General features: G+C 44.8%; 20 protein-coding genes and 2 tRNA genes. 17 read left to right on the top strand and 5 right to left on the bottom strand.

Translation table 11 applies throughout. The features are described 5' to 3' along the window. A partial coding sequence (locus PSI17_RS07380) for a hypothetical protein (RefSeq protein WP_273551356.1) occupies positions 1-1,037 on the top strand: 1,037 nt, incomplete at its 5' end. Positions 1,038-1,220: 183 nt separating this feature from the next. On the opposite strand, the gene betA is transcribed toward PSI17_RS07380, so the two are convergent. From betA to betI, 3 genes are read right to left on the bottom strand one after another with little or no spacing between them, the layout of a single operon-like run. Next, positions 1,221-2,900 carry a choline dehydrogenase gene (betA, locus tag PSI17_RS07375; protein WP_273551355.1) on the bottom strand — a complete coding sequence of 560 codons (1,680 nt, stop codon included), beginning with the start codon at positions 2,898-2,900 and terminating at the stop codon, positions 1,221-1,223. A 27-nt stretch (positions 2,901-2,927) separates the two neighbouring features. Next, entirely contained in the window at positions 2,928-4,406 is a 1,479-nt protein-coding gene (gene betB, locus PSI17_RS07370) for a betaine-aldehyde dehydrogenase (protein WP_273551354.1), read from the bottom strand. A 48-nt stretch (positions 4,407-4,454) separates the two neighbouring features. Continuing rightward, a complete protein-coding gene (betI, locus tag PSI17_RS07365) occupies positions 4,455-5,045 on the bottom strand; it encodes a transcriptional regulator BetI (protein ID WP_273551353.1) in 591 nt (196 codons plus the stop codon). Positions 5,046-5,254: 209 nt separating this feature from the next. Here betI and PSI17_RS07360 point away from each other — a divergent pair, with 209 nt between their 5' ends. Then, the gene (locus tag PSI17_RS07360; RefSeq protein WP_273551352.1) at positions 5,255-7,291 is read left to right on the top strand and encodes a choline transporter; all 2,037 of its coding nucleotides are present in this window, start codon (positions 5,255-5,257) and stop codon (positions 7,289-7,291) included. A gap of 350 nt (positions 7,292-7,641) precedes the next feature. Here the strand turns inward: PSI17_RS07360 and PSI17_RS07355 are convergent, their stop codons facing one another. Beyond that, positions 7,642-8,889 (bottom strand): MFS transporter, encoded by a 1,248-nt coding sequence (locus PSI17_RS07355; RefSeq protein ID WP_273551351.1) that lies wholly within the window; start codon positions 8,887-8,889, stop codon positions 7,642-7,644. Positions 8,890-9,047: 158 nt separating this feature from the next. Here PSI17_RS07355 and dinB point away from each other — a divergent pair, with 158 nt between their 5' ends. Continuing rightward, a complete protein-coding gene (gene dinB, locus PSI17_RS07350; RefSeq protein WP_273551350.1) occupies positions 9,048-10,103 on the top strand; it encodes a DNA polymerase IV in 1,056 nt (351 codons plus the stop codon). Between the two features lie 78 nt (positions 10,104-10,181). Here the strand turns inward: dinB and pepD are convergent, their stop codons facing one another. Then, positions 10,182-11,642 carry a beta-Ala-His dipeptidase gene (gene pepD / locus PSI17_RS07345; RefSeq protein ID WP_273551349.1) on the bottom strand — a complete coding sequence of 487 codons (1,461 nt, stop codon included), beginning with the start codon at positions 11,640-11,642 and terminating at the stop codon, positions 10,182-10,184. A 266-nt stretch (positions 11,643-11,908) separates the two neighbouring features. Between pepD and gpt the strand changes: the two genes are divergently transcribed. The 14 genes from gpt (at position 11,909) to PSI17_RS07275 (ending at position 26,703) form a co-directional block, all read left to right on the top strand. Then, positions 11,909-12,370, top strand: coding sequence for a xanthine phosphoribosyltransferase (gpt, locus tag PSI17_RS07340; RefSeq protein WP_273551348.1), 462 nt, complete (start codon positions 11,909-11,911; stop codon positions 12,368-12,370). A gap of 15 nt (positions 12,371-12,385) precedes the next feature. Next, positions 12,386-13,633 (top strand): esterase FrsA, encoded by a 1,248-nt coding sequence (frsA, locus tag PSI17_RS07335; protein WP_273551347.1) that lies wholly within the window; start codon positions 12,386-12,388, stop codon positions 13,631-13,633. Between the two features lie 71 nt (positions 13,634-13,704). Further along, positions 13,705-14,106, top strand: coding sequence for a sigma factor-binding protein Crl (crl, locus tag PSI17_RS07330; RefSeq protein WP_273551346.1), 402 nt, complete (start codon positions 13,705-13,707; stop codon positions 14,104-14,106). Positions 14,107-14,229: 123 nt separating this feature from the next. Further along, the gene (gene proB, locus PSI17_RS07325) at positions 14,230-15,333 is read left to right on the top strand and encodes a glutamate 5-kinase (protein WP_273551359.1); all 1,104 of its coding nucleotides are present in this window, start codon (positions 14,230-14,232) and stop codon (positions 15,331-15,333) included. A 29-nt stretch (positions 15,334-15,362) separates the two neighbouring features. Continuing rightward, on the top strand, positions 15,363-16,616 hold the full coding sequence (gene proA, locus PSI17_RS07320) for a glutamate-5-semialdehyde dehydrogenase (protein ID WP_273551345.1): 1,254 nt from the start codon (positions 15,363-15,365) through the stop codon (positions 16,614-16,616). 302 nt (positions 16,617-16,918) lie between these two features. After that, a complete protein-coding gene (gene aroL / locus PSI17_RS07315; protein WP_273551344.1) occupies positions 16,919-17,449 on the top strand; it encodes a shikimate kinase AroL in 531 nt (176 codons plus the stop codon). A 129-nt stretch (positions 17,450-17,578) separates the two neighbouring features. Then, a complete protein-coding gene (gene aas / locus PSI17_RS07310; RefSeq protein WP_273551343.1) occupies positions 17,579-19,729 on the top strand; it encodes a bifunctional acyl-ACP--phospholipid O-acyltransferase/long-chain-fatty-acid--ACP ligase in 2,151 nt (716 codons plus the stop codon). 4 nt (positions 19,730-19,733) lie between these two features. After that, positions 19,734-20,930: a lysophospholipid transporter LplT gene (gene lplT, locus PSI17_RS07305; protein ID WP_273551342.1), complete on the top strand. Its 1,197-nt coding sequence runs from the start codon at positions 19,734-19,736 to the stop codon at positions 20,928-20,930. Between the two features lie 25 nt (positions 20,931-20,955). Continuing rightward, positions 20,956-21,459, top strand: coding sequence for a nicotinamide-nucleotide amidase (gene pncC / locus PSI17_RS07300; RefSeq protein ID WP_273551341.1), 504 nt, complete (start codon positions 20,956-20,958; stop codon positions 21,457-21,459). Between the two features lie 103 nt (positions 21,460-21,562). After that, positions 21,563-22,639 (top strand): recombinase RecA, encoded by a 1,077-nt coding sequence (recA, locus tag PSI17_RS07295; protein ID WP_273551340.1) that lies wholly within the window; start codon positions 21,563-21,565, stop codon positions 22,637-22,639. A gap of 336 nt (positions 22,640-22,975) precedes the next feature. Beyond that, a complete protein-coding gene (gene alaS / locus PSI17_RS07290) occupies positions 22,976-25,603 on the top strand; it encodes an alanine--tRNA ligase (RefSeq protein ID WP_273551339.1) in 2,628 nt (875 codons plus the stop codon). Positions 25,604-25,850: 247 nt separating this feature from the next. After that, positions 25,851-26,036 carry a carbon storage regulator CsrA gene (gene csrA / locus PSI17_RS07285; RefSeq protein WP_010845367.1) on the top strand — a complete coding sequence of 62 codons (186 nt, stop codon included), beginning with the start codon at positions 25,851-25,853 and terminating at the stop codon, positions 26,034-26,036. A gap of 489 nt (positions 26,037-26,525) precedes the next feature. Continuing rightward, positions 26,526-26,618: transfer RNA gene (locus PSI17_RS07280), tRNA-Ser, on the top strand. Positions 26,619-26,626: 8 nt separating this feature from the next. Further along, positions 26,627-26,703, top strand: a tRNA-Arg gene (locus tag PSI17_RS07275).

Raw genomic sequence — 26,703 nt, 5'->3', positions numbered from 1 at the left:
TTGCGTATTTGATAAGGAGAAAAATAAATATGAATAATATGATTTATCGCCAATTAATGGTTTCACAGATTAATATTCAAAAGCGAGATTTTTTTCCAACTCTACCTGATATATTCGCACCTTGTGTATGGTCTTTATTGGGATGGAATACGATAACATTGAATAATTTTCTTCATGCAAAAAAAATCCTCGTTACCTTACCTCATGCCAGCCCTAATATTTTCTTTCCACGTGCTGGTGTCAGTAAGTTTGTTACTGAAAAACAAAAAGAAGATGATGATTATTTTCATCTTAGAGTCGTACTTACCCATACCAATTTTAGTGATCTTGGTTGGCGACCTTATGCTTGGTGGTATCTTAATGAAGAAGGAATATTAACAAAACAATCTCTATTCAGCCGAAATAAAAAGAAAAAACATTACATTATTTCCAGTCAACCTCCCTTATTTTTGAATAAACAACCTTATCCACATTTTCTTGAGAAAGGGATACAATTAGCACAACATACTAACAACTTAGCACTTTCTTATATTGTTTTACAAGCTTGGCAGGAGAAATTATCTAATTTTTCCCTTGCTAACAGAACGCTTTATATTCCTTTCGATACACTTATTTTACTTATGCAAACACTTGCTAAACAACAACCTAAAGAGCATCCTTGGCTATTGAATTTATTGATATATGCACAAAGTCGAGCATTTAGGGATCATCAACTGGAATATATTCATCAGTGGGAAAATGCTTATGTTTATGATAATTATACCAATATATCACTATTGTTTCCGTTAGCACCCACCGCAATTGTCGGTGGTGTAAAGATGCAACAATATTGGTCATATATTGTCGATAATGTCATAAGTATTAATGGAAGAATGACAATTCCGTGTCCGATACCACAATGTATTGTTTTTCCTCAACGTCAAGAATATTTGTTACCTTATTCTCCTAAACAGAAAACATTACTCCAGATTCAAGAAGCAGATATTGAATATAGTCTTGCGATGGCAATGACTGAACATCAACTTTATACTACGTAATAATTTTTTATGGGTAGTCTAACAACAACGTAATCGAAAAACGATTGTCAAGGATGAGATTTATTTGATAGAGGATGGAGTGCTAATAAATACGGGAAAAATGAGCATTCAAATAATACGACTTGAATATCTCAATTTCCCGTATTGGTGTTTATCCCGTTTTCACGAGAGTAAATTTATCAATCAATGGTTTTTCGCTAATTGACGAACCGGTGCATCATTGGCGACATAATATGTTGCCTGACTGCGTGGCAGGGGGGAAATTCCCCTGATTTTATCAGCAATTTTTTCCGCCATCATGATCACGGTGGCATTTAAATTACCGGTAATGATGGTTGGCATAATAGAAGCATCAATAATACGCAGATTGTCAATGCCATGCACGCGTCCTTGACTATCCACCACAGCCATGTCGCCTGTCCCCATTTTGCAACTGCATGATGGGTGAAAGGCGGTTTCGGCATGTTCACGAATAAAAGCATTTAACTGTTCATCGGACTGGATCTCAACCCCGGGGCTGATTTCACGGCCACAATAGGGAGCCAGTGCCGGTTGTGCCATAATTTCCCGCGTAATGCGGATCGCCGCGCGGAACTCCTGCCAATCCTGTTCGGTTGACATATAGTTGAATAAAATACTTGGGTGCTGGCGTGGATCTCGCGATTTAATTTTCACCCAACCCCGGCTTGGAGAACGCATAGAGCCAACATGAGCCTGAAAACCATGTTGATTGACGGCATTGCTGCCATTGTAATTAATCGCAACCGGCAGGAAGTGAAACTGGATATTTGGCCAGGCAAATTTTTCATGGGTACGAATAAAGCCCCCCGCTTCAAATTGATTGCTGGCACCAATGCCAGTGCCTTTGAATAACCATTCAGCGCCAATTTGCGGTTGGTTATACCATTTCAACGCCGGATAGAGGGAAATGGGCTTGAGGCATTCATACTGCAAGTACATTTCAAGGTGATCTTGTAAGTTTTGCCCGACACCGGGCAATACCTGCACGGCAGGGATCGCAAGCTCGTCCAAGACGTCTGCGGGGCCAATGCCCGAACGCTGCAAAATCTGTGGAGAGGCGATTGCTCCCGCACAGAGCAAAACTTCTTTACGGGCTTTTGCGTAAGTTAAGGTTGAGCTATTGCCTTGATAAAAATTGACGCCAACGGCTGTCTTGCCGTCAAATTCAAGGGTATCAGTCAAAGCATGCGTCATAATCGTGAGATTGGCACGCGAACGGGCTTGATCCAAATAACCACGGGCTGTACTGGCTCGGCGCCCTTGCGGGGTAACGGTGCGATCCATTGGCCCAAAGCCTTCTTGCTGATAGCCATTCAAATCATCAGTACGTGGATAACCCGCCTGAATCCCCGCTTCTACCATCGCATGAAAGAGTTCATTATTTCCCGCCTTGGGGGTTGTGACACTGACCGGCCCATCTGCGCCGTGATAGTCATTTCCGCCAATATCCCTTGACTCCGCTTTACGAAAATAGGGCAGGCAATCAAGATAAGCCCACTCTTCCAGCCCCGGCTGGGTTGCCCAATGATCAAAATCCAGTGCATTGCCACGGATATAGCACATACCGTTGATGAGCGAAGAGCCACCGAGCCCTTTACCCCGTCCGCATTCCATGCGGCGATGATTCATATGAGGTTCAGGATCGGTTTCATACGCCCAGTTATAGCGGGTTCCCTGCAAGGGAAATGCCAGCGCTGCTGGCATTTGAGTACGGAAGTCAAATCGGTAATCCGGCCCGCCAGCTTCCAGCAGCAGGACGGTGATATTGGGATCTTCTGTTAAACGCGTTGCAAGCACATTACCCGCTGACCCAGCACCGATAATAATGTAATCAAAAACCATTAGTATCTCCTCTGTTTCAGGCATGGATTAAAATAGGGATTCAAAATTGCCCAGTTCCACCTGTATTGATTTGATTTGCGTGTAATGTTGTAGTGTGACCAGCCCATTTTCGCGGCCAACACCAGAATGTTTATAACCCCCGACAGGGACAGCCACCGGAGAGTCTCCCCAAGTATTGATCCAGCAGATCCCCGCTTCTAGCTGGTGGATCACGCGATGTGCGCGGGAAATATCTTGGGTGACTAACCCGGCAGCCAGACCATAATTGGTGTTATTGGCGCGGGCAATGACTTCATCTTCTGTTTCATAAGTCAGGATAGACATCACTGGCCCGAAAATTTCTTCCCGTGTGATTAACATCTCATCGGTACAGTCACTGAACACGGTCGGTGCAACAAATGCCCCTTGTGCCAATTCGCCTTCAAGCAGGCGCTTCCCACCACAAAGCAGGCGGGCATTGCTGTTCTTGCCGCTTTCGATGTAGCGTAAAACCGATTCCATGTGTGGGAAGCTCACCAACGGCCCAAAGTTAGTGTTGGGATCGAGGGGAGAACCAATACGAATACGCTTAACGCGCTCAAGAATTTTTGTTTCAAATGGTGGGAGCAGTGACTTGGGGACAAAAACGCGGGTGCCGTTGGTACAAACCTGACCTGAACTGAAAAAGTTGGCCATCATGGCAATATCCGCAGCACGATCCAGATCGGCATCATCAAAAATGATCAGCGGGGATTTGCCGCCCAATTCCATCGTGACCTCTTTTAGGGATGAACCCGACGCATCTGCCATGACTTTTTTGCCTGTCGCAATCCCGCCGGTAAAAGATATTTTGGCGATCTCAGGGTGAACAGCCAGATAATGGCCGACTTCATGGCCGGTGCCGGTCAAGACATTGAACACACCATCAGGCAAACCGGCTTCGGTATAGATTTCAGCTAACTTCAACGCGGTGAGAGAAGTGACTTCGCTGGGTTTGAAAATCATGGCATTGCCGGCAGCCAGGGCCGGGGCGGATTTCCAGAGGGCGATTTGGATAGGGTAGTTCCATGCGCCGATACCGGCTACGACGCCCAGTGGTTCACGGCGTGTATAGAAGAAAGAAGATTCACGCAGTGGAATTTGCTGTCCTTCAAGGGCGGGGATTAAACCCGCATAATATTCCAGTGCATCAGCACCAGAAACGATATCAACCAGCCGGGTTTCAGCCAGGGGTTTGCCGGTATCCAGTGTCTCCAGTTCAGCCAGTTCATCGTTACGTTCACGCAGGATATTTACGGCCTTGTGTAAGATCCGTGAACGTTCTACCGCAGTCATCGCTGCCCAGATTTTCTGTCCCTGCCGGGCACTTTCGACAGCCAGGTCAACATCTTGTGCTGTGGCGGATTGAAATTGGGCAATCACCTCTCCATTGGCTGGGTTAATGGCATCAAAAATGGTACTGTCAGGATGGGTGCTATCCACATGGGCACCGTGGATATAAAGTTTTTGTAATCCAAAATGGGTCATAGATTCTCCTTAGCAGCCTGTTTATCAGGCTATAAGCCGGAACTCAGGTCATAGCGATGCCCTGAGTTTCTGTTCGATGTAATCAATGGTAATTTTGAATGTCCCTTCGAGGTCAAAAGGCTGCCGGCTTAATGCACTTCGCAGCCAAATGCCGTCAATCAATGCGGCAAGACCCTGCGCAGCCAAGCGTGCTTCTGCTTTTGGCATGGCACGCTTAAATTCAACACAAAGATTGGAATACAAACGGCGTTCATTGACTTGTTGTAACCGATAGAGATTGGGTTGATGCATACTGCTGGCCCAGAATGCCAACCAGGTTTTCATGGCTGCACTGCTGGTCTGACTGGGGTCAAAATTCCCTTTGACAATGGCTTTCAATCTTTGCGTAGGCGTTGCATTATCAAGCAGGCGTAATCGGCGTGCGACTGCCATTCCTAGCTGCTGCAACAGATAACGCATGGTGGCTTCCAATAGCCCGTTCTTATCCTTGAAATAGTGGCTGATAATGCCGTTGGAAACCCCGGCTTTGCGGGCGATTTGCGCAATCGTTGCTTCTTGCATACCAACTTCATTAACAACGATTAATGTTGCATCAATGAGTTGTTGTTTTCTTATCGACTGTATTCCAATTTTTGGCATGATTTTATGCTCAGAAGATCAATCATTCGGAGAGTATTAAACTTTTTTTTAATTGAATGTTCAATCAAAATTAAATATGTTTTATTACAATATTTTTACAAAAAAGGGGCGTGTTTATTTTAAATTACTTTAAATTTATTTTTAATTCAACATGTTATGTGCGTTATGCTTTTCGCGCGTTTTAATTCTATTCATTTCAGGAACTGCCTATGAATACACAAGACAGTCCAAAAAATACTCAGAAGGACACCCTGAATTCTGTTGTTTTTTTCACCTCTGCTGGACTGATTATTGCATTTTCTCTATTCACTATTTTTTTCACAGAGGCAACAAGTAGTTGGATAAAAAACACCCTGAATTGGGTATCTAAAACTTTTGGTTGGTACTATTTACTGGCTGCGACGCTTTACATTGTCTTTGTTGTTTTTGTGGCGTCTTCCCGTTTTGGTTCAATCAAACTGGGCCCAGAGCAATCTAAGCCGGAATTCAGTTTACTGAGTTGGGCGGCGATGCTGTTTGCCGCAGGGATAGGCATTGACTTGATGTTTTTCTCGGTAGTCGAACCTGTCACGCAATATATGCGGCCGCCAACCGGTCAGGGGGAAACCATTGAAGCAGCTCGTCAGGCGATGGTGTGGACGCTGTTCCACTATGGCCTGACGGGCTGGGCTATGTACGCCTTGATGGGCATTGCACTGGGATATTTTAGCTATCGTTATAATTTGCCGCTGACGATCCGCTCGGCACTTTATCCTATTTTTGGTCACCGCATTAAAGGCTTCATCGGCCATACGGTGGATATTGCGGCAGTGATAGGGACAATATTTGGCATTGCCACGACGCTGGGCATTGGCGTCGTGCAGTTGAATTATGGCCTGAAAGTCCTTTTCGGATTACCGCAAGGATTGGGGGTTCAGGGAGGACTGATACTCTTGTCTGTCGTGATAGCCATCATTTCGGTCACTTCCGGTGTCAACAAAGGTATTCGGATTTTGTCCGAATTGAATGTACTGCTGGCCCTTGGTCTGGTTTTGTTTCTGTTGTTTATGGGCGATACGGAATTTTTGCTGAACGGATTAGTGCAGAACGTCGGGGATTATATCAGCCGTTTCATGGGGATGACGCTGAACAGTTTTGCCTTTGAGCGCCCCACGGAGTGGATGAACAACTGGACACTGTTTTTCTGGGCGTGGTGGGTAGCCTGGTCGCCATTTGTGGGATTATTTTTGGCACGTATTTCCCGTGGCAGAACCATCCGCCAGTTTGTGACAGGAACATTAGTCATTCCATTTGTTTTTACGTTGCTGTGGCTATCGATTTTTGGAAACAGCGCATTGTATGAAATTCTTCATGGCAATCACCAATTGGCTGAAACTGTGCTGCAACATCCAGAGCAAGGTTTTTATCGTCTGCTGTCATTTTATCCGGCATTCACGTTCAGTGCTTCGGTTGCCACCATTACGGGATTGCTGTTTTATGTCACTTCGGCGGATTCTGGTTCATTGGTATTGGGTAATTTCACCTCGAACCTGAGTGATATCAATAATGACGCGCCAAACTGGTTACGCATTTTCTGGTCTGTGGCGATCGGGGTATTAACATTGGGTATTCTGATGACGGATGGCATTTCTGCTTTACAAAATACCACGGTCATCATGGGATTGCCTTTTAGTTTCGTGATGTTCTTTGTGATGGCAGGGCTGTACAAATCTTTGCGGGTAGAAGATTTTCGTAAGGCCAGTGCACTGCACAATTCTTCTCCTACTCTCGTTCATGACAATGGTTCCTTGAACTGGAAACAACGTTTAAGCCGTATGATGCATTTTCCGGGCACGAAAAATGCGCAACGAATGCTGGATAGTGTATGCCGTCCGGCCATGTTGGACGTTGCTAAGGAGCTGGTGGTGCGGGGGGCGAAAGTTCAGTTTAATGCACTGCCACCGGAAGAAGACCGACGGCTGAATCCGCTTGAGCTGATTGTTGATTTGGGTGATGAACAGAATTTTGTCTATCAGATTTGGCCACAACGCTATTCTGTACCCGGGTTTACTTATCGGGCAAGAGCGGGTAAATCTTACTATTATCGGTTGGAAACGTTCTTGATAGAAGGAACACAGGGTAATGATTTAATGGATTATACGAAAGAGCAAATCATTAGCGATATTCTTGACCATTATGAAAAACATCTTAACTTTATCCATCTTAATCGTGAAGCACCGGGACAAACCTTGATTTTTCCGAATTGAGGGGGAAATCGCATGATAAAAATTGCCTGTATTGCCCACAGGCAATTTTTATCAAAACAGCAAGTTGTAATTCGCAAGCTGCTGATTATCTCCCCGCAGCGCGGGCAGGGCGCGAGCATACTTTGATTAATATTTGAACTTAAAATGTCACTCTTGTTCTTTAATTCTTTAGTTTTCTATAAAAGTCTAAAGAATTGCCTGTGTGATTAAATTTCACTCGATAAAAACACTATTAAAACCGAATATTAAGAGATAATCATCTTCAAAACGCAGCTAAAATAGTGTGCTCGCGCCCTGGCAGCGCGGGGAGATAATCAATGAATTTGAAGTTCGGTGAGTATATAAGGTTGTTAGCCATTTTTAGCCTGATAAGCCTCAGGATAGATTTTTTCGTAGTAACCATTTAATTGAGATGCTGACATTTTTGATATTTCCACATATTTGGGTGAAAATAACACAAGGAATGAGATTAATCCCATTAAAGCCGAAAAAATGATTAATAAAACTCTTATATCATAGCTTTCTACCATATAGGTTGCAGATATCATTCCCAAGGGTATTGAAATAATGCAAATGGCAAGGAATTTAGATTCCATCGTATTACGGTGAGATTCTGGTGTTGCCAGGCAGCGAATTGAGGTGGTATTGATATTATAGATAACCACACCGATGCCGCAGATTAGCATATAACTGCATAACCCAATTAATGACGTCGCCGTCGATATTCCGGTTATACATACCGAGATTGTGAGTGCTGAAATAAAAGCACTGTGTGCTTTGCAGAAAATTTTATTCATATATCGAATAATCATGGTACTGCCAATCATCATGCCTAGCCCAAATGTGGCTTCGGCAATCCCTACTTGTAACGCACTGAGTTTAAATTCATTGATGATAATCAGTGGGGCAATATAGGTGACTAATGGTACGACCGTAAAATTAAAAAAGGCAGCAACAATCACTAAACTGGCTTCTGTCGGGTTTTTAGTAATGATTTTAATGCTTCCTATATGACTTTTATGTTGTTGTAATGGCTTTTCTTGTTGTTGGTTGTTGATAAAGTAAAAGCCAATAATTGATGAAAGCGACATTAAAGCAATAAATATCAACGCGCCGTTGATATTTAAATAGTGAATGACAATGCCAGATATGGCAGGGCCAAGTATGATGTTAACCGAGTTAACAATGCCTCGATATTTGAATGCAGGTTCTAATTTATTTTTATCACTGATTTCTGGCAGAATACTTGTGCCAATGGGTTGAATCAGTATGGCTGAAATAGAAGCGAAAATAGATATAATCCCCAATGGAATATACAAATTTTTATCTATAAAGTTAGCAAGGATAAAAAGCAAAGTAGTCGGGATGATACAGAGCAATACCACATTTTTTTTATTAAACCTGTCGCCAAGATTACTCATGAAGAGGAGAAATAATACTTGAAAAAACCAGGATGAGAAAATAAACCATCCAAGTTGAAAATCCAGATTTAGCCCTTCAATCATCCACCAGGAAAACAGCATACTAAATGCTCTTGTCGAGGAGGTGAATAAAATATCAGATATTTGATATAGAAAAAATGAAATATTATTTTTCATTATTACCCTTATCTTTATTGATAACCATGTTGACTTATAAATTTCAGAAATGGTACAGGTAAAATGTATTTATGTCACTTGTATCACCGAGCTAATTAGCTGGAGTTTTATTATCCCTGCGTGTATATTTATACAGTAATCTGGCATGGGGAGATCAAATGCGCAAAATTATTCATATTGATATGGATTGTTTTTTTGCTGCCATTGAAATGCGGGATAATCCATCACTGCGCAACATTCCGATTGCTGTAGGCGGAAGCGCTGATCGAAGGGGCGTCATTAGTACGGCAAATTATCCCGCCCGCCGTTTTGGGGTGCACAGTGCGATGTCCACTGCGATGGCATTAAAACGTTGTCCCCAATTGAAAGTGATCCCCGGCAGAATGGCGCTGTATAAAGCAGTCTCTCAACATATCCGCCAAATTTTTTCCCGCTACACTGAATTGATTGAACCTCTTTCTGTGGATGAAGCCTATCTGGATGTGACCGATTGCCATTATTGCCACGGTTCTGCCACGTTGATTGCCCAAGAAATCCGTCAGGTTATTTTTGATGAATTGCAGTTAACGGCCTCCGCGGGTGTGGCGCCGGTCAGGTTTTTAGCCAAGATAGCCTCTGATATCAATAAACCCAATGGGCAATGTGTTATCTCTCCCGATCAGGTTGAAGCTTTTATTCATTCGCTGCCATTACGCAAAATTCCCGGTGTCGGCAAAGTCACGGCGAAACGTCTGTCAGACATGGGGTTGGAAACCTGCTCTGATGTTCAGCGATACGATAAGTTGGCATTAATAAAAAGTTTGGGTAAGTTTGGTCTGGTGCTTTGGGAGCGTTGCCACGGCATTGATGAGAGACAAATTACACCTGAACGCTTGCGCAAATCTGTCGGGGTAGAAAAAACCTTGGCGCAGGATATTTATGAGTGGAACGAGTGTGTTGAACTGATTGAAAAACTTTACCCTGAGTTGGAAAAACGGCTGGGAAAGGTAAAACCCGATCTTCGTATTGCCCGTCAAGGGATCAAATTAAAGTTTGACGATTTTCAATTGACGACACAGGAACACGTCCATCCCATATTGGATAAACCCGATCTGATTCAGGTTGCAAAACAGGCTTGGGAAACACGCAGGGAAGGGCGAGGCGTCAGGCTGGTTGGGCTGCATGTGACATTACAAAATCCACAACTGGAACGTCAGCTTTTATTGGAGTGGTAAGGTTATTGGGATGGTAAGGCGCGGAATCTCCCCCACAAGCAGATAGCAGGGGAGAGACAATTTATTTCGATTATTTTTTTATTCCTTGGCCGGAATCGCTTTCAGAATGGCAGTGAGTAGCTGCCAATATTGGCCGACGCTTTTAATGTGGACTTTTTCATCAGGAGAGTGAGCCCTCCGGATCGTTGGGCCGATAGAAACCATGTCCATATCAGGATAGGGTTTTTTGAACAGGCCACACTCCAATCCGGCGTGAATCACCATGATATTCGGTGTTTTATCGAAGAGCTGGTGATAAGTTTCACGGACGACGTGCATGATGGGAGAATCGGCATCAGGCTGCCAGCCGGGATAGCTGCCGCTGGCGACGGTTTCTGCGCCAGCCAGGTTTGCCAGAGAATGCAGCATTTCAACAACATAATCCTTGCCACTTTCGATCAGTGAACGGATCAGGCAAATAACCTCAGTTTTCTCTTCATCCATCGTCACAATCCCCACGTTCAGTGACGTTTCTACCACACCTTTGGCGACATCACTCATCCGAATAACACCATTAAGCATACTATTGAGCAGGGAGACGAAGCGAGTCTGGCAATCCGTTGTTAATGGGGGTAATGAGGCTTCGGTTTCATCCAACAGGAGGGTGAGATGATTTTCAACGACCGCGTATTCGTTTTTCAATGTTTCCAGATAGTGTTCTTGCAATTGGTACAACTTTTCAACTTTATCGACAGGCACCGCAATGACGGCAGAACCTTCACGAGGGATGGCATTGCGCAGGGTTCCACCTTGCAGGTGAATCAGTTTCAATGCCAACTCATCGGCATACATCGCCAGGAAACGGGCCAGTAATTTGTTGGCATTGCCCAATCCCAGATGGATATCGCCACCGGAGTGACCCCCTTTTAATCCCTTAATCGTCAGTTGCAAAGTCTTGTAGCCAGCCGGCAGGGCTTCACGGGACAGTGGTAAGGTTGTGACAAAATCAATGCCACCCGCACAGCCCATGTAAATTTCGCCTTCTTCTTCTGAATCGGTATTGATCAGAATATCAGCTTGCAGCCAGCCAGATTTCAGGCCGAACGCACCATCCATACCCGCCTCTTCGGTCATGGTCAGTAAAACTTCCAGTGGCCCGTGCTTGACGGATTCGTCCGCCAATACCGCCAGGGCGGAAGCCATGCCGATACCGTTATCAGCGCCCAATGTTGTCCCATCAGCCGTAACCCAGTCATCATCAATATAAGGGCGGATAGGATCTTGGGTGAAATCGTGTTGAGTATCGTTATTTTTCTGTGGAACCATATCAAGGTGCGCTTGAAGTACAACAGCCTTGCGATTTTCCATGCCTTTTGACGCAGGCTTTCTGATCAAAATATTGCCCACTTCATCCCGTTCTACATGAAGCTCTTTGCTTTTTGCCCACTCAATGATATGGGATGCGAGGGCTTCTTCATGGTAGGAAGGGTGAGGAATGGAGCAGATTTGGGCAAAAATATCCCATAGTGGTTGGGGGGATAATGTTGATAATTCGGACACGGCGGATCTCCTGTAACAGCATTTTGGTGAGAAGAAAATGGTAATGTTTGACACATTAGGGCGTTTCTGTCATTTGCGTTGTCCTAATGTCCATGCCATGCTTGAGAATATCATTTTATTGTCGGCAATGGGCAGTCACAATGAAGCCTTACCTTGTTTTTACTGGTTTTTGTCTGTTCAAATCACTATAATCTCGCGCAACTTTTTTCTGCAAAAAAACACACACACTTTTCTGAAATATTTTTTAGTTTCCAGGATTTAATTTTATGAGTGAAAAATATGTTGTAACGTGGGATATGTTGCAAATACATACCCGTCAATTGGCGCATCGTTTACTTCCCGTAGAACAGTGGAAAGGCATTATTGCCGTTAGCCGTGGTGGTCTTGTTCCGGGGGCGTTACTGGCTCGTGAATTGGGCATTCGTCATGTTGATACTGTCTGTATTGCCAGCTACGATCACGATAATCAGCGCGAGTTGAACATATTGAAAAAAGCGGAAGGTGACGGTGAAGGTTTCATTGTTGTCGATGATCTGGTTGATACCGGAGGCACTGCTCGGGCCATCCGCGACATGTACCCGAAAGCTCACTTTGTCACGATTTTTGCCAAACCCGCAGGTCGTCCGCTTGTGGATGATTATGTTGTTGATATCGCGCAAAACACTTGGATTGAGCAACCATGGGATATGGGCGTCATGTTCGTTCCACCTATTTGTGATCAGCAGTAAGATTTTTCTTTTGCCATGACTAAAAAAAACCTTTCAGAATCGTTGTTTAAACCTCGGCTTAAGCATCGGGAAACCTCTACACTGGTGAAATATACTCACCCACAATCTATAACTGCCAGTGATAGTCAGCTTGGTGGGGAGCGCCGCGAGCGTTGGTATCGAATGATTAATTGGCTCGCCTGGATCTGGAGGGGCGTCAATCCGCTGGAAATTCAAGATGTTCTCAGTCGGATTGCCGTGACAGATGCTGAACGCAGTACTGAGCATTTGTTGGATACTGTGGTCGGTTATCGTAAAGGAAATTGGGCATTTGAATGGTCCCAGCAGGCAATGTTCTGGCAACAGGAAGCATTGCAGACTGAAGATACAGAAAAAGCCGGTTCATGCTGGTTAAAGGCCGCAACGCTATACAGCATTGCGGCTTATCCTCATTTGCGCGGTGATGAACTGGCTGATCAGGCGATTGTGCTGGCGAATAAAGCCTATGAAAATGCGGCATGTTTTTCTGACTATGAATTGAAAAAATTGGAATTCCCGCTGGAAGGCGGCAAAAGTGTTACGGGGTTATTGCACTTGCCTGCCCACGTACAGGAGCCTTGTCCAACAATATTAGTTTGTGCCAGCCTTGATAATGTACAGAGTGATTGCTGGCGGTTATTCCGTGAACACTTCTCGCCTCTTGGCTTTGCCATGTTAACCGTGGATATGCCTTCTGTCGGATATTCCGCCAAGTTTACCTTGACGCAGGATACATGTGCCCTTCATCAACAAGTTTTGCAACAACTACGTAGCGTGCCGTGGATTGATCATACCCGTGTAGGGGTATTCGGTTTTCGTTTTGGCGCGAATATCGCGGTTCGTCTTGCCTATTTGGAGCCGAAACTGATTAAAGGCGTCTCGGTCGTTGGCCCGATTGTTCATGAATTGCTGCATGATGAAAAATTGCAGCAGAAAATTCCGTCAATGTATATCGACGTCTTGGCCAGTCGCTTGGGTATTTATCACGTGGATGAAGAGAGATTGCGTGCAGAGCTGAATTGTTATTCCTTGAAAAAACAAGGATTGTTGGGTCGTCGTTGTACTGTGCCCATGCTTTCGGTGTATTGGGAAGATGATATTTTCAGTCCGCGGAAAGACTCGAAGTTAATCGCCATGTCCTCAATGGACGGTACATTGCGGGCGATCCCTGCGACATCAGTTTATAGTGGTTTCAATAAGGCATTACACGAAATAAGTGTATGGTTGAAAGATAAAGTTTTATAAAACAAAATTTATTACTTGATATTTTTTAATCGTTTGATACAAAGGTGTTCTGTATATAAGGAGACCTTTGTATGACTTTACCTGCAAGTTATTCTAAAAATAGGTTGTTGAAGAGTTTTTCTGCATTAGGGCCGTATGTACGTGAATTAAAATGCCAAAATGGTTATTTTTTCTTTGACTGTTTAGCCGTTTGCGTCAGTGCAAACGTGGTGCCAGATAAACGTGAATTTTGGGGATGGTGGTTAGAGTTACAAGAGCATGATCAGGGATTTGTTTACCATTATCAGATAGGCTTATTTGATAAAAAAGGTGAATGGTGTGCCATGAGTATTAAAAAAAGAGCTGATCTTGAGCACCTTGAATCAACGTTGCAGGCATTCCACAAACGTCTGGCTGACTCCCTTAACACGCTTAAACTGAGATTAATCCCCTCCGAAAACACGGTCACCCTTCAAACACAAGCTATGGCATGATTTTGTTTTTAACCTGTTTTTTTTAAATATTGCGTTATGTCAGTTGGCATAACGCCTCTCTCCTGTTAAAACTGAATATTATTTTTTTTCAAATTATTTTTTCAAATTAACGGTAGAAATATGATGAATGGCAGCCAAACATTGGTTGTGAAACTGGGGACGAGTGTATTGACCGGTGGCTCTCGTCGTTTGAATCGTGCCCACATTGTGGAATTGGTTCGTCAATGTGCTCAACAGCATGAAAAAGGCCACCGTATTATTATTGTGACTTCCGGGGCGATTGCCGCTGGACGCGAACATTTAGGCTATCCTGATCTTCCGGCAACCATTGCTTCAAAACAGTTGTTGGCCGCGGTTGGGCAAAGTCGTTTGATCCAACTGTGGGAACAGCTTTTTTCGATTTATGGTATCCATGTCGGGCAAATGCTCCTGACCCGTGCGGATTTGGAAGATCGTGAACGCTTCCTGAATGCGAGGGATACCCTTCAGGCTTTGCTTGATAATCACATTGTCCCCATCATTAATGAAAACGATGCCGTGGCGACAGCAGAGATTAAAGTGGGTGACAATGATAATCTTTCTGCGCTGGCCGCCATTCTGGGCAGTGCAGATAAGTTATTGCTTCTGACCGACATAGAAGGGCTTTATACCGCCGATCCCCGTAACAACCCGGATGCCAGATTGATCGCGGAAGTTCATGACATCAATGATGAGCTGAAAATGATGGCTGGGGATAGTGTTTCGGGCTTAGGGACGGGAGGTATGGCCACAAAACTTCAGGCGGCAGGCGTGGCTGGGCGTGCCGGCATTGATGTGATCATTGCCGCGGGTAACCGGTCGGGCGTTATTGCTGATGTTATTGACGGAAAACCAGTTGGAACACGTTTTCATGGTCTGGCTAGCCCGATGGAAAATCGTAAGCGTTGGATCTTTGGTGCACCGCCGGCAGGGGAAATTATTGTCGATCATGGTGCAGAAGCGGCGATTATTGGGAAAGGCAGTTCACTGTTGCCCAAAGGGATCAAAAACGTTAAAGGTGATTTTTCCCGCGGTGAAGTCATTTGCATCCGTAGCTTATCGGGCAAAGATTTGGCTCATGGCGTATGCCGTTACAACAGTGATGCTTTACGTCTGATTGCCGGCCATCATTCACAGCAAATTAGCCAGATACTGGGTTATGAATATGGCGCTGTGGCGGTTCACCGTGACGATTTGATTGTCATTTAATGAATTGATCGTGAGTTAAGGATTTCACCATGCTAGAGCAGATGGGAAAAGCGGCCAAAGCCGCATCGTGGCAGTTGGCGCAATTAAGCACCAGCCAGAAAAATCAAGCGTTGAATCATATTGCTGATTTGCTGGAGAGCGAAATGGCAGTGATTCTGGCTGCTAACCAGCAAGATATGCAGCAAGCCCGTGAGCAGGGGATGAGTGAGGCACTGCTCGATCGGTTGTTACTGACGCCTGAACGACTGAATGCTATCGCCAATGATGTGCGTCAGGTCTGCCGTTTGGCTGATCCGGTAGGGCAAGTCATTGATGGGCAATTATTGGATAATGGATTGCAATTGAGCCGACGCCGGGTTCCTTTGGGCGTGATTGGGGTCATTTATGAAGCCCGGCCTAATGTGACCATCGATGTGGCATCGTTATGCCTGAAAACCGGTAATGCCGTGATATTGCGGGGTGGCAAAGAGACTCACCATACTAATCAAGCGATGGTTAGCGTTATACAGCAGGCTCTGGGGCAAAGTGGTTTACCGGCTGCTGCGGTTCAGGCGATCAATAAACCCGATCGTGAATGGGTCGCTGAATTGCTGAAAATGGATCGTTATGTCGATATGCTGATCCCGCGGGGCGGGGCGGGGTTACATAAATTGTGCCGGGAACAATCAACGATTCCCGTGATCACGGGCGGGATTGGCGTTTGTCACACATTTGTGGATGAAACCATCTATATTGAAAAAGCGCTGGAAATCATTACCAATGCGAAAGTTCAACGCCCAAGTGCCTGTAATTCACTGGAAACGTTATTAGTCCATGAAAAAATAGCCGCCGATTTCCTGCCAGTCTTGAGTATTAAAATGAAAGAGCAGGGGGTGACACTGCACGCCAGCAAATCAGCGCTGGTCTTGCTGAAAGATGGCCCTGCCACCGTCGTGGCAGTGGCAGAAGCAGATTATTGTGATGAATGGCTATCTTTGGATATGAATGTGGACATTGTCAGCGATATTGACCAAGCGATTGAACACATCCGTACTTATGGTACAGCTCACTCTGATGCAATTCTGACGGAATCTTTACAGCAGGCTGATTATTTTGTGCGTCATGTGGATTCAGCCGCGGTATATGTGAATGCAAGCACGCGTTTTACTGATGGAGGACAATTTGGTTTGGGGGCTGAAGTGGCTGTCAGTACCCAGAAATTACACTCCAGAGGCCCGATGGGGCTTGATGCACTGACAACCTATAAGTGGATTGGGTATGGGGATTATTTACCTCGCCGTTAACCAATCTGACTTTAATTAGAATTTTGTTGAACTATGCTCAGTCACACTGAATATTAAGTGTGACTTTTTGCACCATGAACTTTTTTGCACCATTAACAATACGCTTTTACACGAGTGTAAATATTTAGTTACCATACTCGTCATGTTTCAAGATGTATTGATTAGCTCCGCGCGATGCAGGTGAGATAATCAATTGCTTTCGCCTTGCGAGCGGCAACTTGAAGTTTATCGGGTATATACTTTATGTTTAGGCTTAATTTTATAGACTCTTCGGCAAAACGATTCTTCAGGAAAATAATCAAATGAAACAAACTCTATTCATCGTAGGTGCACGAGGTGCAGGGAAGACGACAATAGGTAAGTTGTTGTCTGAAGCACTGTCGTATCAATTTGTTGACACCGATGAAAGTATTCAGTCTACGTCTAAAATGACGATAGCTGATTTGGTTGAGCGACATGGCTGGGGGCATTTCAGGACATTGGAAAGCCAAACGTTAAAAGCGGTTAGCCAGAGTGAACGTGTTATTTCAACCGGAGGGGGAATGGTGTTATCGCTTGAGAATCGCCAATATATGCAACAAAATGGCGTTGTGATTTATTTACAAGCATCCGCAGACGTGTTGAGTAAACGGTTGTCCCTTAATCCAGAGAATTCACAACGTCCCAGCTTAACAGGGAAGTCCATCATAGAAGAAATGGAAGGTATATTGGTAGAAAGGGAACCCTTATACCGAGAGTGTGCCAGTTTTATTGTCGATGCCAATCTCGCAACAGAAGATATCGTCTCTCGCGTTAGATCTTATATTTTAAGCCGAAAAAACAAACTAATTTAATATATTAAGGGCGTTTAAGTTTATTTTCTGTCTGGCAAGGAAATCTTATATAACAGATGGCTTATACAACTTATAGTATCACTCTACTTACTCACTTTAATTTTATTTAATTATATTTGAGATATGGATATGCTCTTAAATTTTATTCGATTACTTGTTCGTATTCTCTTCAGGGTGACAGTCGAAGGTGATAGCAAACAGCTACAACACCCCAAATGTATTATTACGCCCAATCATGTTTCGTTTCTGGATGGCCTGTTAATTGGGCTATTCTTGCCGGTAAAGCCGGTATTCGCTGTCTATTCTAATATTGCGACCCGTGGCTTTCTCAAATTTATCAAGCCTTATGCAGATGTTGTCCCGCTGGACCCGACTAATCCAATGGCCGTCAGGACATTGGTTAAAGAGGTGGATAAAGGGCGTCCGATAGTGATTTTCCCCGAAGGAAGGATCACCGTGACCGGCTCTCTGATGAAAATTTATGATGGTGCCGCTTTTATTGCCGCGAAATCAGGCGCAAAAGTCGTCCCTATCCGAATTGAGGGGGCGGAGCTAACGGTTTTTGGCCGGTTAAAAGGGATCGTGAAGCGGCATTGGTTCCCGAAAATCACCCTCAAGATTTTGCCTGCCGTTGATCTGCCGATGCCGGATGCCCCTGATTCAACAGCACGCCGCCGTTTAGCCGGGGAGCATCTCCATGCCATTATGATGGAAGTGAGGATGCAGACGTGTCACAAGGAGACGCTGTTCGGCGCTTACCTTACTGCGCAAAAACGCTTTGGCCGTTTCAAACCCTGCATTGAGGATGTGAATTTTACAGAAAACAGTTATCACTCATTACTGAAAAAAATATTGGCCACCAGCCGGATCTTAGGGCGCTTTACACAAAAAGGTGAACGCATTGGCCTGTTGTTGCCAAATGCGACGGTGATGGCGGCTGCCATATATGGCGCTTCATTAAAAGGGCGAGTGCCGGCGCTTCTGAACTATACAGCAGGAAGCAATGGCATTAAGAATGCCATGCAGGCGGCAACCATCAAAACCATCGTAACATCCCGCCAATTTCTGGAAAAAGGGCAATTGACTCATCTGCCAGAACAGGTAACCGAAGCCAATTGGGTCTATCTGGAAGATTTAAAAGACACCATCACGCAGGAAGATAAACTTTGGATATTGTGGCATTTGGTTTTCCCTGCCAAAGCCATGTTGACTTCGCAAAAGCCGGATGATGATGCCTTGATCCTGTTTACATCAGGCTCCGAAGGTGCACCAAAAGGTGTTGTTCACAGTCATGCCAGTCTGTTGGCAAATGTTGAGCAGATAAAAACAGTGGCTGATTTTACCCCGCTGGATCGCTTTATGTCTTCTTTACCCCTGTTTCATGCCTTCGGTCTGACCGTGGGTCTATTTACACCATTAATGACAGGCAGTCGCGTATTCCTTTATCCAAGCCCGTTACATTATCGTGTGGTGCCTGAACTGGTCTATGATTGCAATTGTACCGTACTGTTCGGAACCTCAACTTTCTTGGGCAATTATGCCCGTTTTGCCCATCCTTATGATTTTTCCCGTCTGCGTTATGTGGTGGCCGGCGCAGAAAAACTGTCAGAAAACACCCAACGCATTTGGCAGGAGAAATTTGGTATCCGTATCCTTGAGGGATATGGGGTGACGGAATGTGCGCCGGTAGTGGCAATCAATGTCCCGATGGCGGCAAAAACGGGAACCGCCGGGCGGATTTTGCCCGGCATGGAAGCCCGTTTACTGCCTGTACAGGGAATTGAAGGAGGAGGAGGCCGCTTACAGCTACGCGGGCCAAATGTCATGAAAGGATATCTGCGAGTTGAAGCGCCTGAGCATCTGGAACCACCGTCCGCAGAAGATGCCGAAGGGAATAATCAAGTCGGCTGGTATGATACCGGGGATATCGTTGCTATTGATAAAGAGGGTTTTTGCATGATCAAAGGGCGGGTGAAACGTTTTGCCAAACTTGCGGGGGAAATGGTTTCTCTCGAAGCGGTAGAACAAATAGCCTCGCGCATTTCGACTGATGCACTGCATGCGGCTACCGCCAAGCGTGACCGCAGTAAAGGTGAAGCACTGGTATTGTTCACAACCGATGCGAAACTCAATAGAAATGCCATGCTGGGCATTGCCCGTGAAATGGGAATGCCTGAGCTGTCGGTTCCACGAGACATCCGTTATGTGAAGCACCTGCCTTTGCTTGGCAGTGGTAAACCGGATTTTGTCACACTCAGAACAATGGCTGAACAGGAGTAAAGAAATGGATGCCACTGTGGAGACACGACCCCTGTTAAGTCGTGGAATGAAAGCCGTATTGTTGTCGCAATTTTTCTCTGCGTTTGCTGACAATGCACTGTTCTTTGCGATCTTAGCCCAATTAAAGATGGAGTTTTATCCTGAATGGAGTTGGCCAGTCCTGCAAATTGTTTTTGTCCTGACTTATATCGTATTTGCCCCCTTTGTGGGGCAAATTGCTGATCGGTTTTCAAAAGGGCGTGTCATGCTCTTTTCTAATGTCATCAAATTGCTTGGGGCCATCAGCATCTGTATCGATATGAACCCTTTTCTGGGATATACCTTAGTCGGAATTGGGGCTGCGGCTTATTCTCCTGCTAAGTATGGGATTTTGGGTGAATTGACGGATGGCGGACGTTTGGTCAAAGCCAATGGCATGATGGAGGCTTCGACCATCGCCGCTATTCTGATTGGTTCAGTTGCTGGTGGTTTCCTTTCTGATATCAGCCTGATACTGGCATTGGGGCTTTGTGCCTTGTTGTATGGTGTCGCCGTCGTGTCTAATTTCTATATTCCCCGTCTGGCTGCGGCTCGTGAAGGCAGAGGCTGGAATCCCAAAAAAATGCTGGTGGATTTTATGGCGGTTTGCGCTTCACTTTGGCGTAATCAGGAAACGCGCTTTTCATTGGTGGGAACCAGCTTATTTTGGGGAGCAGGTATCACGCTGCGCTTCTTGTTGGTTGCATGGGTTCCGATTGTTCTGGGCATTGATGGCAATACGACCCCGACATTGATGAATGCCGTCGTTGCTATTGGTATCATTGCTGGGGCAGGCATGGCTGCGCGGTTTATTACATTGAAAACGGTTCGTCGCTGTATGCCGGCGGGGATCTTAATTGGACTGATGGTCATTCTTTTTGCGACTCAGCAATCCATCGTATTTTCCTACTTAATTTTGATTGTCCTCGGCGTATTTGGTGGACTTTTCATCGTTCCATTAAATGCACTGCTGCAAGAACATGGAAAGCATGCAATGGGCGCAGGTAAAGCTGTTGCTGTACAAAACCTAGGTGAAAACAGTGCCATGTTAGTCATGCTGGGGTTGTATTCGGTTTCCATCATGTTGGGCGCTTCGGTCGTTGCGGTTGGCATTGGTTTTGGCCTTTTGCTTTCTTTGGCCATTGGCGGTCTGTGGATTTGGGATCTGCTTCGGAAAAATTAATTTCTTATAGAATTGAAGGTCGGTTATGGATGAAAAAATCCTGAATCAGCTTAGTATTGAACTTGGAAAGAGATTAAAACAGAAAAAATTATCCGTAACCTGTGCAGAATCTTGCACCGGCGGTTGGATCGCTAAAGTGATTACAGATATTGCGGGGAGTTCGGCCTATTTTAATCGCGGTTTCGTGACTTACAGTAATGACGCCAAACATGAAATGCTGGGGGTTTCTCCGGCGTCGTTGGCACAATTTGGTGCGGTCAGTGAGCCGGTCGTAAAAGAAATGGCAGCCGGGGCATTAATTGCCGCGAATGCAGACGTTTCTGTTGCTGTCAGCGGTATTGCTGGGCCAGAAGGGGGAAGTGAGGAAAAACCGACTGGCACGGTTTGGATTGGGTTTGCTTTTTACCTTGATGAAAATATCCATACTGTGACCTACCGTCAGCATTTTTCGGGGGATCGTCATGCTGTGCGTCTGCAAGCCGTCATTTTTTCTTTAAAAACCTTGTTGGCAGAAATCATAAAAAATTAGCTTGATGCTGTATGATTATACAGTATAATCATACGGCACTTTGGTATCAGAAACAGTTTATCAGCAGTGGGGCAGCCCCTTCATTGCTTGCGAAGGAGTAAATATGGCTAACGATGAAAACAAACAAAAGGCTCTGGCAGCGGCGCTGGGCCAAATTGAGAAACAATTTGGTAAAGGTTCCATCATGCGTTTGGGTGAAAACCGCTCAATGGATGTTGAAACGATCTCTACCGGTTCCCTGTCACTGGATATTGCACTGGGCGCAGGTGGCTTACCAATGGGCCGTATCGTTGAGATATATGGACCAGAATCTTCCGGTAAAACAACGCTGACATTGCAAGTTATTGCCGCAGCCCAGCGCGAGGGCAGAACTTGTGCGTTTATTGATGCCGAACATGCCCTTGATCCGGTTTATGCGAAAAAACTGGGTGTAGATATTGATAATCTGTTGTGTTCCCAGCCTGATACGGGTGAACAGGCATTGGAAATTTGTGATGCCTTATCACGTTCTGGTGCTGTCGATGTGATTATTGTTGACTCTGTTGCCGCATTAACACCAAAAGCAGAAATTGAAGGTGAAATCGGCGACTCTCATATGGGCTTGGCTGCGCGTATGATGAGCCAAGCGATGCGTAAGCTGGCGGGGAATCTGAAAAACTCGAATACCCTGTTGATCTTCATCAACCAAATCCGCATGAAAATTGGGGTGATGTTTGGTAACCCTGAAACCACCACAGGGGGTAATGCGCTGAAATTCTACGCCTCTGTCCGCTTGGATATCCGCCGTACCGGTTCGGTGAAAAATGGCGAAGAAGTTGTTGGTAGTGAAACACGTGTGAAAGTGGTCAAGAACAAGGTTGCTGCGCCATTTAAACAAGCCGAATTCCAAATTCTTTATGGTGAAGGCATTAACACCTTTGGTGAGTTAGTCGATCTGGGTGTTAAGCACAAAATGGTGGAAAAAGCTGGTGCATGGTATAGCTACAACAGCGACAAAATTGGACAAGGTAAAGCCAATGCCACTAACTATCTGAAAGAACATCCAGAAATTGCGTCCGAGTTGGATAAGAAACTACGCGATTTACTGTTGAATAATACAGGGGAGTTCAATAGTGCGGCTACGGATTATGTGACTGATTATGAAAACAACGGCGAAGAAGTAAATAACGAAGAGTTTTAATTTTTATTTCATTCATTAACGTCCATATCCAGCCGTAATACAGCACTAATCTGGCTTTTAAAAACCACACTCATATTGGGTGTGGTTTTTGTTTTTATGGCAGAAATAAACATCCTTGAAATAGGCGTATTGAAACAGGTGTCACGAACAGACTTTCAGAAAATCCCCAGACGAATTACAATGCTGAAAAGCGAATGGATTTATATGGGATTTTACTTCTTATGGAAGACATTCTATCTTAACCCTACTTTAATTTATTCGTGAGTTGACAGGTGATGCGGTATACCACCTCAACCATTCATAAATCTGTTTTTTCAGCTTGATTTCGGGACAATTATGAGCAAAAGCACCGCTGAGATCCGTCAAGCGTTTCTTGACTTTTTTCATACTAAAGGGCACCAGATAGTACCAAGTAGTTCATTGGTGCCGACTAATGATCCAACATTGTTGTTCACCAACGCAGGGATGAACCAGTTCAAAGATGTTTTTCTGGGATTGGATAATAGACCTTATTCTAGGGCAACAACGGCTCAGCGTTGTGTTCGTGCTGGCGGTAAGCATAATGATTTAGAAAATGTGGGTTATACAGCCCGTCACCACACTTTCTTCGAAATGTTGGGTAACTTCAGTTTTGGCGATTATTTTAAACAGGATGCCATTAAATACGCATGGGAGTTGCTGACCAGCGAAGCGTGGTTTAGTCTGCCAAAAGAAAAACTGTGGGTGACTGTCTATGAGACAGACGACGAGGCTTATGACATTTGGCATAAAGAAGTCGGCGTTCCAGCAGAAAGGATTATTCGTATCGGTGATAACAAAGGTGCTCCTTATGCGTCAGATAATTTCTGGCAAATGGGGGATACCGGTCCATGCGGCCCTTGTACGGAAATTTTTTACGACCACGGTGAACATATTTGGGGAGGTCCTCCAGGCAGCCCAGAAGAAGACGGTGACAGATATATCGAAATTTGGAACATCGTTTTCATGCAATTCAACCGCCATGCTGATGGCACCATGGAACCGTTACCAAAACCTTCAGTGGATACCGGCATGGGGCTGGAGCGTGTCACCGCAGTCTTGCAACATGTTAATTCCAACTACGAGATTGACCTGTTCCAAAGTTTAATTGCTTCGGTTGCAGAAGTAACTGGGGCAACCGATCTTACCAATAAATCACTGCGTGTTGTTGCCGACCATATCCGCGCATGTGCGTTCTTGATTTGCGACGGGGTTATTCCATCCAATGAAAACCGTGGATATGTGCTTCGCCGTATCATTCGTCGTGCTGTTCGTCATGGCAATATGCTGGGGGCAAAAGAAGCCTTCTTCTACAAACTGGTTGCACCGCTCATCAAATTCATGGGCGCGGCTGGTGAGGCGCTGAAACAGCAGCAGGCTTTGGTTGAGCAGGTATTGAAAACGGAAGAAGAACAGTTCGCTCGTACTTTGGAACGTGGTTTGCAGCTTCTGGATGAAGAGCTGGCTAAATTATCTGGCGATACCCTCGATGGTGAGACTGCTTTCCGTTTGTATGACACCTATGGTTTCCCTGTTGACCTGACTGCGGATGTTTGCCGCGAACGTAATATCAAAGTCGATGAAGTCGGTTTTGATGCAGCGATGGAAAATCAGCGTCGTCGTGCCCGTGAATTCAGCGGCTTTGGTACAGATTACAATGAATTAATCAAAGTTGATGAACGCAGTGATTTTTGTGGTTATGACCATCATTCACAGCAAGCTGCTGTTATCGCTATTTTCCGTAATGGTCAGTCTGTTGAGCAAATTCACGCGGGTGAAGAAGCGATCGTTATACTTGATAAAACCGCTTTCTACGCTGAATCTGGTGGACAGGTTGGTGATACGGGTAAATTGTCGAATGGCGATGGCGTATTTGAAGTCCTCGATACACAAAAATATGCTCAGGCAATTGGTCACAGCGGTAAGTTGATAAGCGGTAGTTTGAGCGTTAATGGTACCGTTAATGCTGAAATTGATGGGATGCGCAGAGATGCGATCCGTTTGAATCACTCGGCGACCCATTTGTTACATGCGGCATTACGTCAAATTTTGGGAGAACACGTTGCCCAAAAAGGTTCTTTGGTCAATGATAAATATTTGCGCTTTGATTTCTCTCACTTTGAGGCCATGAAACCAAAGCAGATCCGTCAAGTCGAAAACTTAGTGAATGAAGAAGTTCGCAAAAATTCACTTATTGTTACAGAATTAATGGGGCTGGAAGAAGCAAAAGCCAAAGGTGCTATGGCACTGTTTGGCGAGAAATATGACGAAAAAGTGCGTGTACTTAGCATGGGCGGCTTTTCTACCGAACTATGTGGTGGCACTCATGCGAGTCGCACAGGTGATATAGGGTTGTTCCGTATATCCAGTGAATCAGGTACAGCAGCAGGGATCCGCCGTATTGAAGCCATTACGGGGCAAACTGCGCTAAACTCTGTCTATCAGCAAGCTGATTTACTGCAAGACATTGCTCATCTGGTGAAAGGTGATATCAGTAGCCTGAATGAGAAAGTGAAAACGACACTGGACAGAACGAAACAATTGGAAAAAGAGTTGCAACAGTTGAAATCTCAGCAAGCGGCTCAGGAAAGCTCCTCTTTGGCGAATCAAGCCAAGGAAATCCAAGGTGTCCGTCTACTGGTGACACAATTAGGTGATATAGAACCGAAAATGCTCAGAACGATGGTTGATGATCTCAAAAATCAATTAGGATCAGCAATTATTGTGCTTTCCACAGTGACTGGTGATAAAGTCAGCCTAATTGTTGGTATAACGAAGGATTTGACTGCTAAAATAAAAGCAGGCGATTTAATCTCTTTTGTTGCCCAACAAGTTGGAGGTAAAGGAGGGGGACGTCCTGATCTGGCTCAGGCTGGTGGGTCGGATGTAGCAGCTCTTACTTCCGCATTAGCTAGTGTAGAAGAGTGGGTAGCATCGCGGTTATAGTTGGTATTGCCGTGACAGCAGTGGCACCATGAAAGCGTTTTTTTATGGTGCCAGATGGTTTTGGTTGTGAAATTGTTAAAATGTTGGGCACGTGCTTATATTTTAGCTATCCTATAGATATAGTAAATGTGTTCAAAACTGCTTATACTTTAAGTAGATATCATTGCTTTACGTTTTCACGGTGTTTGATGGATAATAGCGGGGAAACCTAGAGACCCGACTCTTTTAAATTTTCAAGGAGCAAAGAATGCTTATTCTGACTCGTCGAGTTGGTGAAACACTCATGATAGGCGATGAGGTAACAGTCACAGTACTGGGAGTTAAAGGCAACCAAGTTCGCATTGGTGTAAATGCGCCCAAGGAAGTTTCTGTTCACCGTGAAGAAATTTATCAACGGATTCAGGCAGAGAAGTCTCAGCCTACAACTTTTTAATTCAAGAATGGCGTCCACGCTTTTTTAAAACTTGGGCGCTACTCTGTTTTTTTGCCTTCTTTTTGCTACTTTCTGCTTATTCCCTATTTTGTCAACCTATCATGTTTATCTCTTTTTAAGATCTTGATTCTATTTTCTCACGTCTTCTTATTTTCTATCTGTCGAAAAAGCATCGTTCATGAGTCCATAGAGAGGAATAATCATTTCCGTAAATTTTAACGGTTCTTAGATGATTTCACTGCTGATAAAACAGCCCTTTAGATGTTAAACCCAGCACTTTGAATGTTAAGTGTTCAAACAAAAAAAAGTTGCGAAAAATTGTTTGACTTATCAGGCAGGGAAAGTATTATGTGCGCCATCGCAGCGACGAAGAGCTTGAAGAAAGGCTTCTGAGTAAGCATCAGAAGTAAAGGTTCTGAAAGTGATGAAGTGAAAACTTCTGAGTAGCAGGTTTTAAAGCGTGAATTTTCTTTACGATTTTAAAGTAATGGTGAGGTGGCCGAGAGGCTGAAGGCGCTCCCCTGCTAAGGGAGTATGTGGTTAAGAGCTGCATCGAGGGTTCGAATCCCTCCCTCACCGCCATTTAAAATGCATCCATAGCTCAGCTGGATAGAGTACTCGGCTACGAACCGAGCGGTCGGAGGTTCGAATCCTCCTGGATGCACCA

This window comes from Xenorhabdus sp. IM139775 (genome assembly GCF_028598745.1).
In the GTDB taxonomy this organism is placed as follows: domain Bacteria; phylum Pseudomonadota; class Gammaproteobacteria; order Enterobacterales; family Enterobacteriaceae; genus Xenorhabdus.
Note: the sequence above shows the minus strand (reverse complement) of the source record. Positions and strands in the feature narration are given on the sequence as shown.

Bases quoted from the DNA above. Each gene is read 5' to 3' on its own strand.
- gpt (WP_273551348.1), top strand. From the start codon at position 11,909: ATGAGTGAAAAATATGTTGTAACGTGGGATATGTTGCAAATACATACC.
- aroL (WP_273551344.1), top strand. From the start codon at position 16,919: ATGAAACAAACTCTATTCATCGTAGGTGCACGAGGTGCAGGGAAGACG.
- pncC (WP_273551341.1), top strand. From the start codon at position 20,956: ATGGATGAAAAAATCCTGAATCAGCTTAGTATTGAACTTGGAAAGAGA.
- recA (WP_273551340.1), top strand. From the start codon at position 21,563: ATGGCTAACGATGAAAACAAACAAAAGGCTCTGGCAGCGGCGCTGGGC.
- dinB (WP_273551350.1), top strand. From the start codon at position 9,048: ATGCGCAAAATTATTCATATTGATATGGATTGTTTTTTTGCTGCCATT.
- frsA (WP_273551347.1), top strand. From the start codon at position 12,386: ATGACTAAAAAAAACCTTTCAGAATCGTTGTTTAAACCTCGGCTTAAG.
- alaS (WP_273551339.1), top strand. From the start codon at position 22,976: ATGAGCAAAAGCACCGCTGAGATCCGTCAAGCGTTTCTTGACTTTTTT.
- aas (WP_273551343.1), top strand. From the start codon at position 17,579: ATGCTCTTAAATTTTATTCGATTACTTGTTCGTATTCTCTTCAGGGTG.
- lplT (WP_273551342.1), top strand. From the start codon at position 19,734: ATGGATGCCACTGTGGAGACACGACCCCTGTTAAGTCGTGGAATGAAA.
- betA (WP_273551355.1), bottom strand. From the start codon at position 2,900: ATGGTTTTTGATTACATTATTATCGGTGCTGGGTCAGCGGGTAATGTG.
- PSI17_RS07355 (WP_273551351.1), bottom strand. From the start codon at position 8,889: ATGAAAAATAATATTTCATTTTTTCTATATCAAATATCTGATATTTTA.
- betB (WP_273551354.1), bottom strand. From the start codon at position 4,406: ATGACCCATTTTGGATTACAAAAACTTTATATCCACGGTGCCCATGTG.
- PSI17_RS07360 (WP_273551352.1), top strand. From the start codon at position 5,255: ATGAATACACAAGACAGTCCAAAAAATACTCAGAAGGACACCCTGAAT.
- betI (WP_273551353.1), bottom strand. From the start codon at position 5,045: ATGCCAAAAATTGGAATACAGTCGATAAGAAAACAACAACTCATTGAT.
- csrA (WP_010845367.1), top strand. From the start codon at position 25,851: ATGCTTATTCTGACTCGTCGAGTTGGTGAAACACTCATGATAGGCGAT.
- proB (WP_273551359.1), top strand. From the start codon at position 14,230: ATGAATGGCAGCCAAACATTGGTTGTGAAACTGGGGACGAGTGTATTG.
- proA (WP_273551345.1), top strand. From the start codon at position 15,363: ATGCTAGAGCAGATGGGAAAAGCGGCCAAAGCCGCATCGTGGCAGTTG.
- crl (WP_273551346.1), top strand. From the start codon at position 13,705: ATGACTTTACCTGCAAGTTATTCTAAAAATAGGTTGTTGAAGAGTTTT.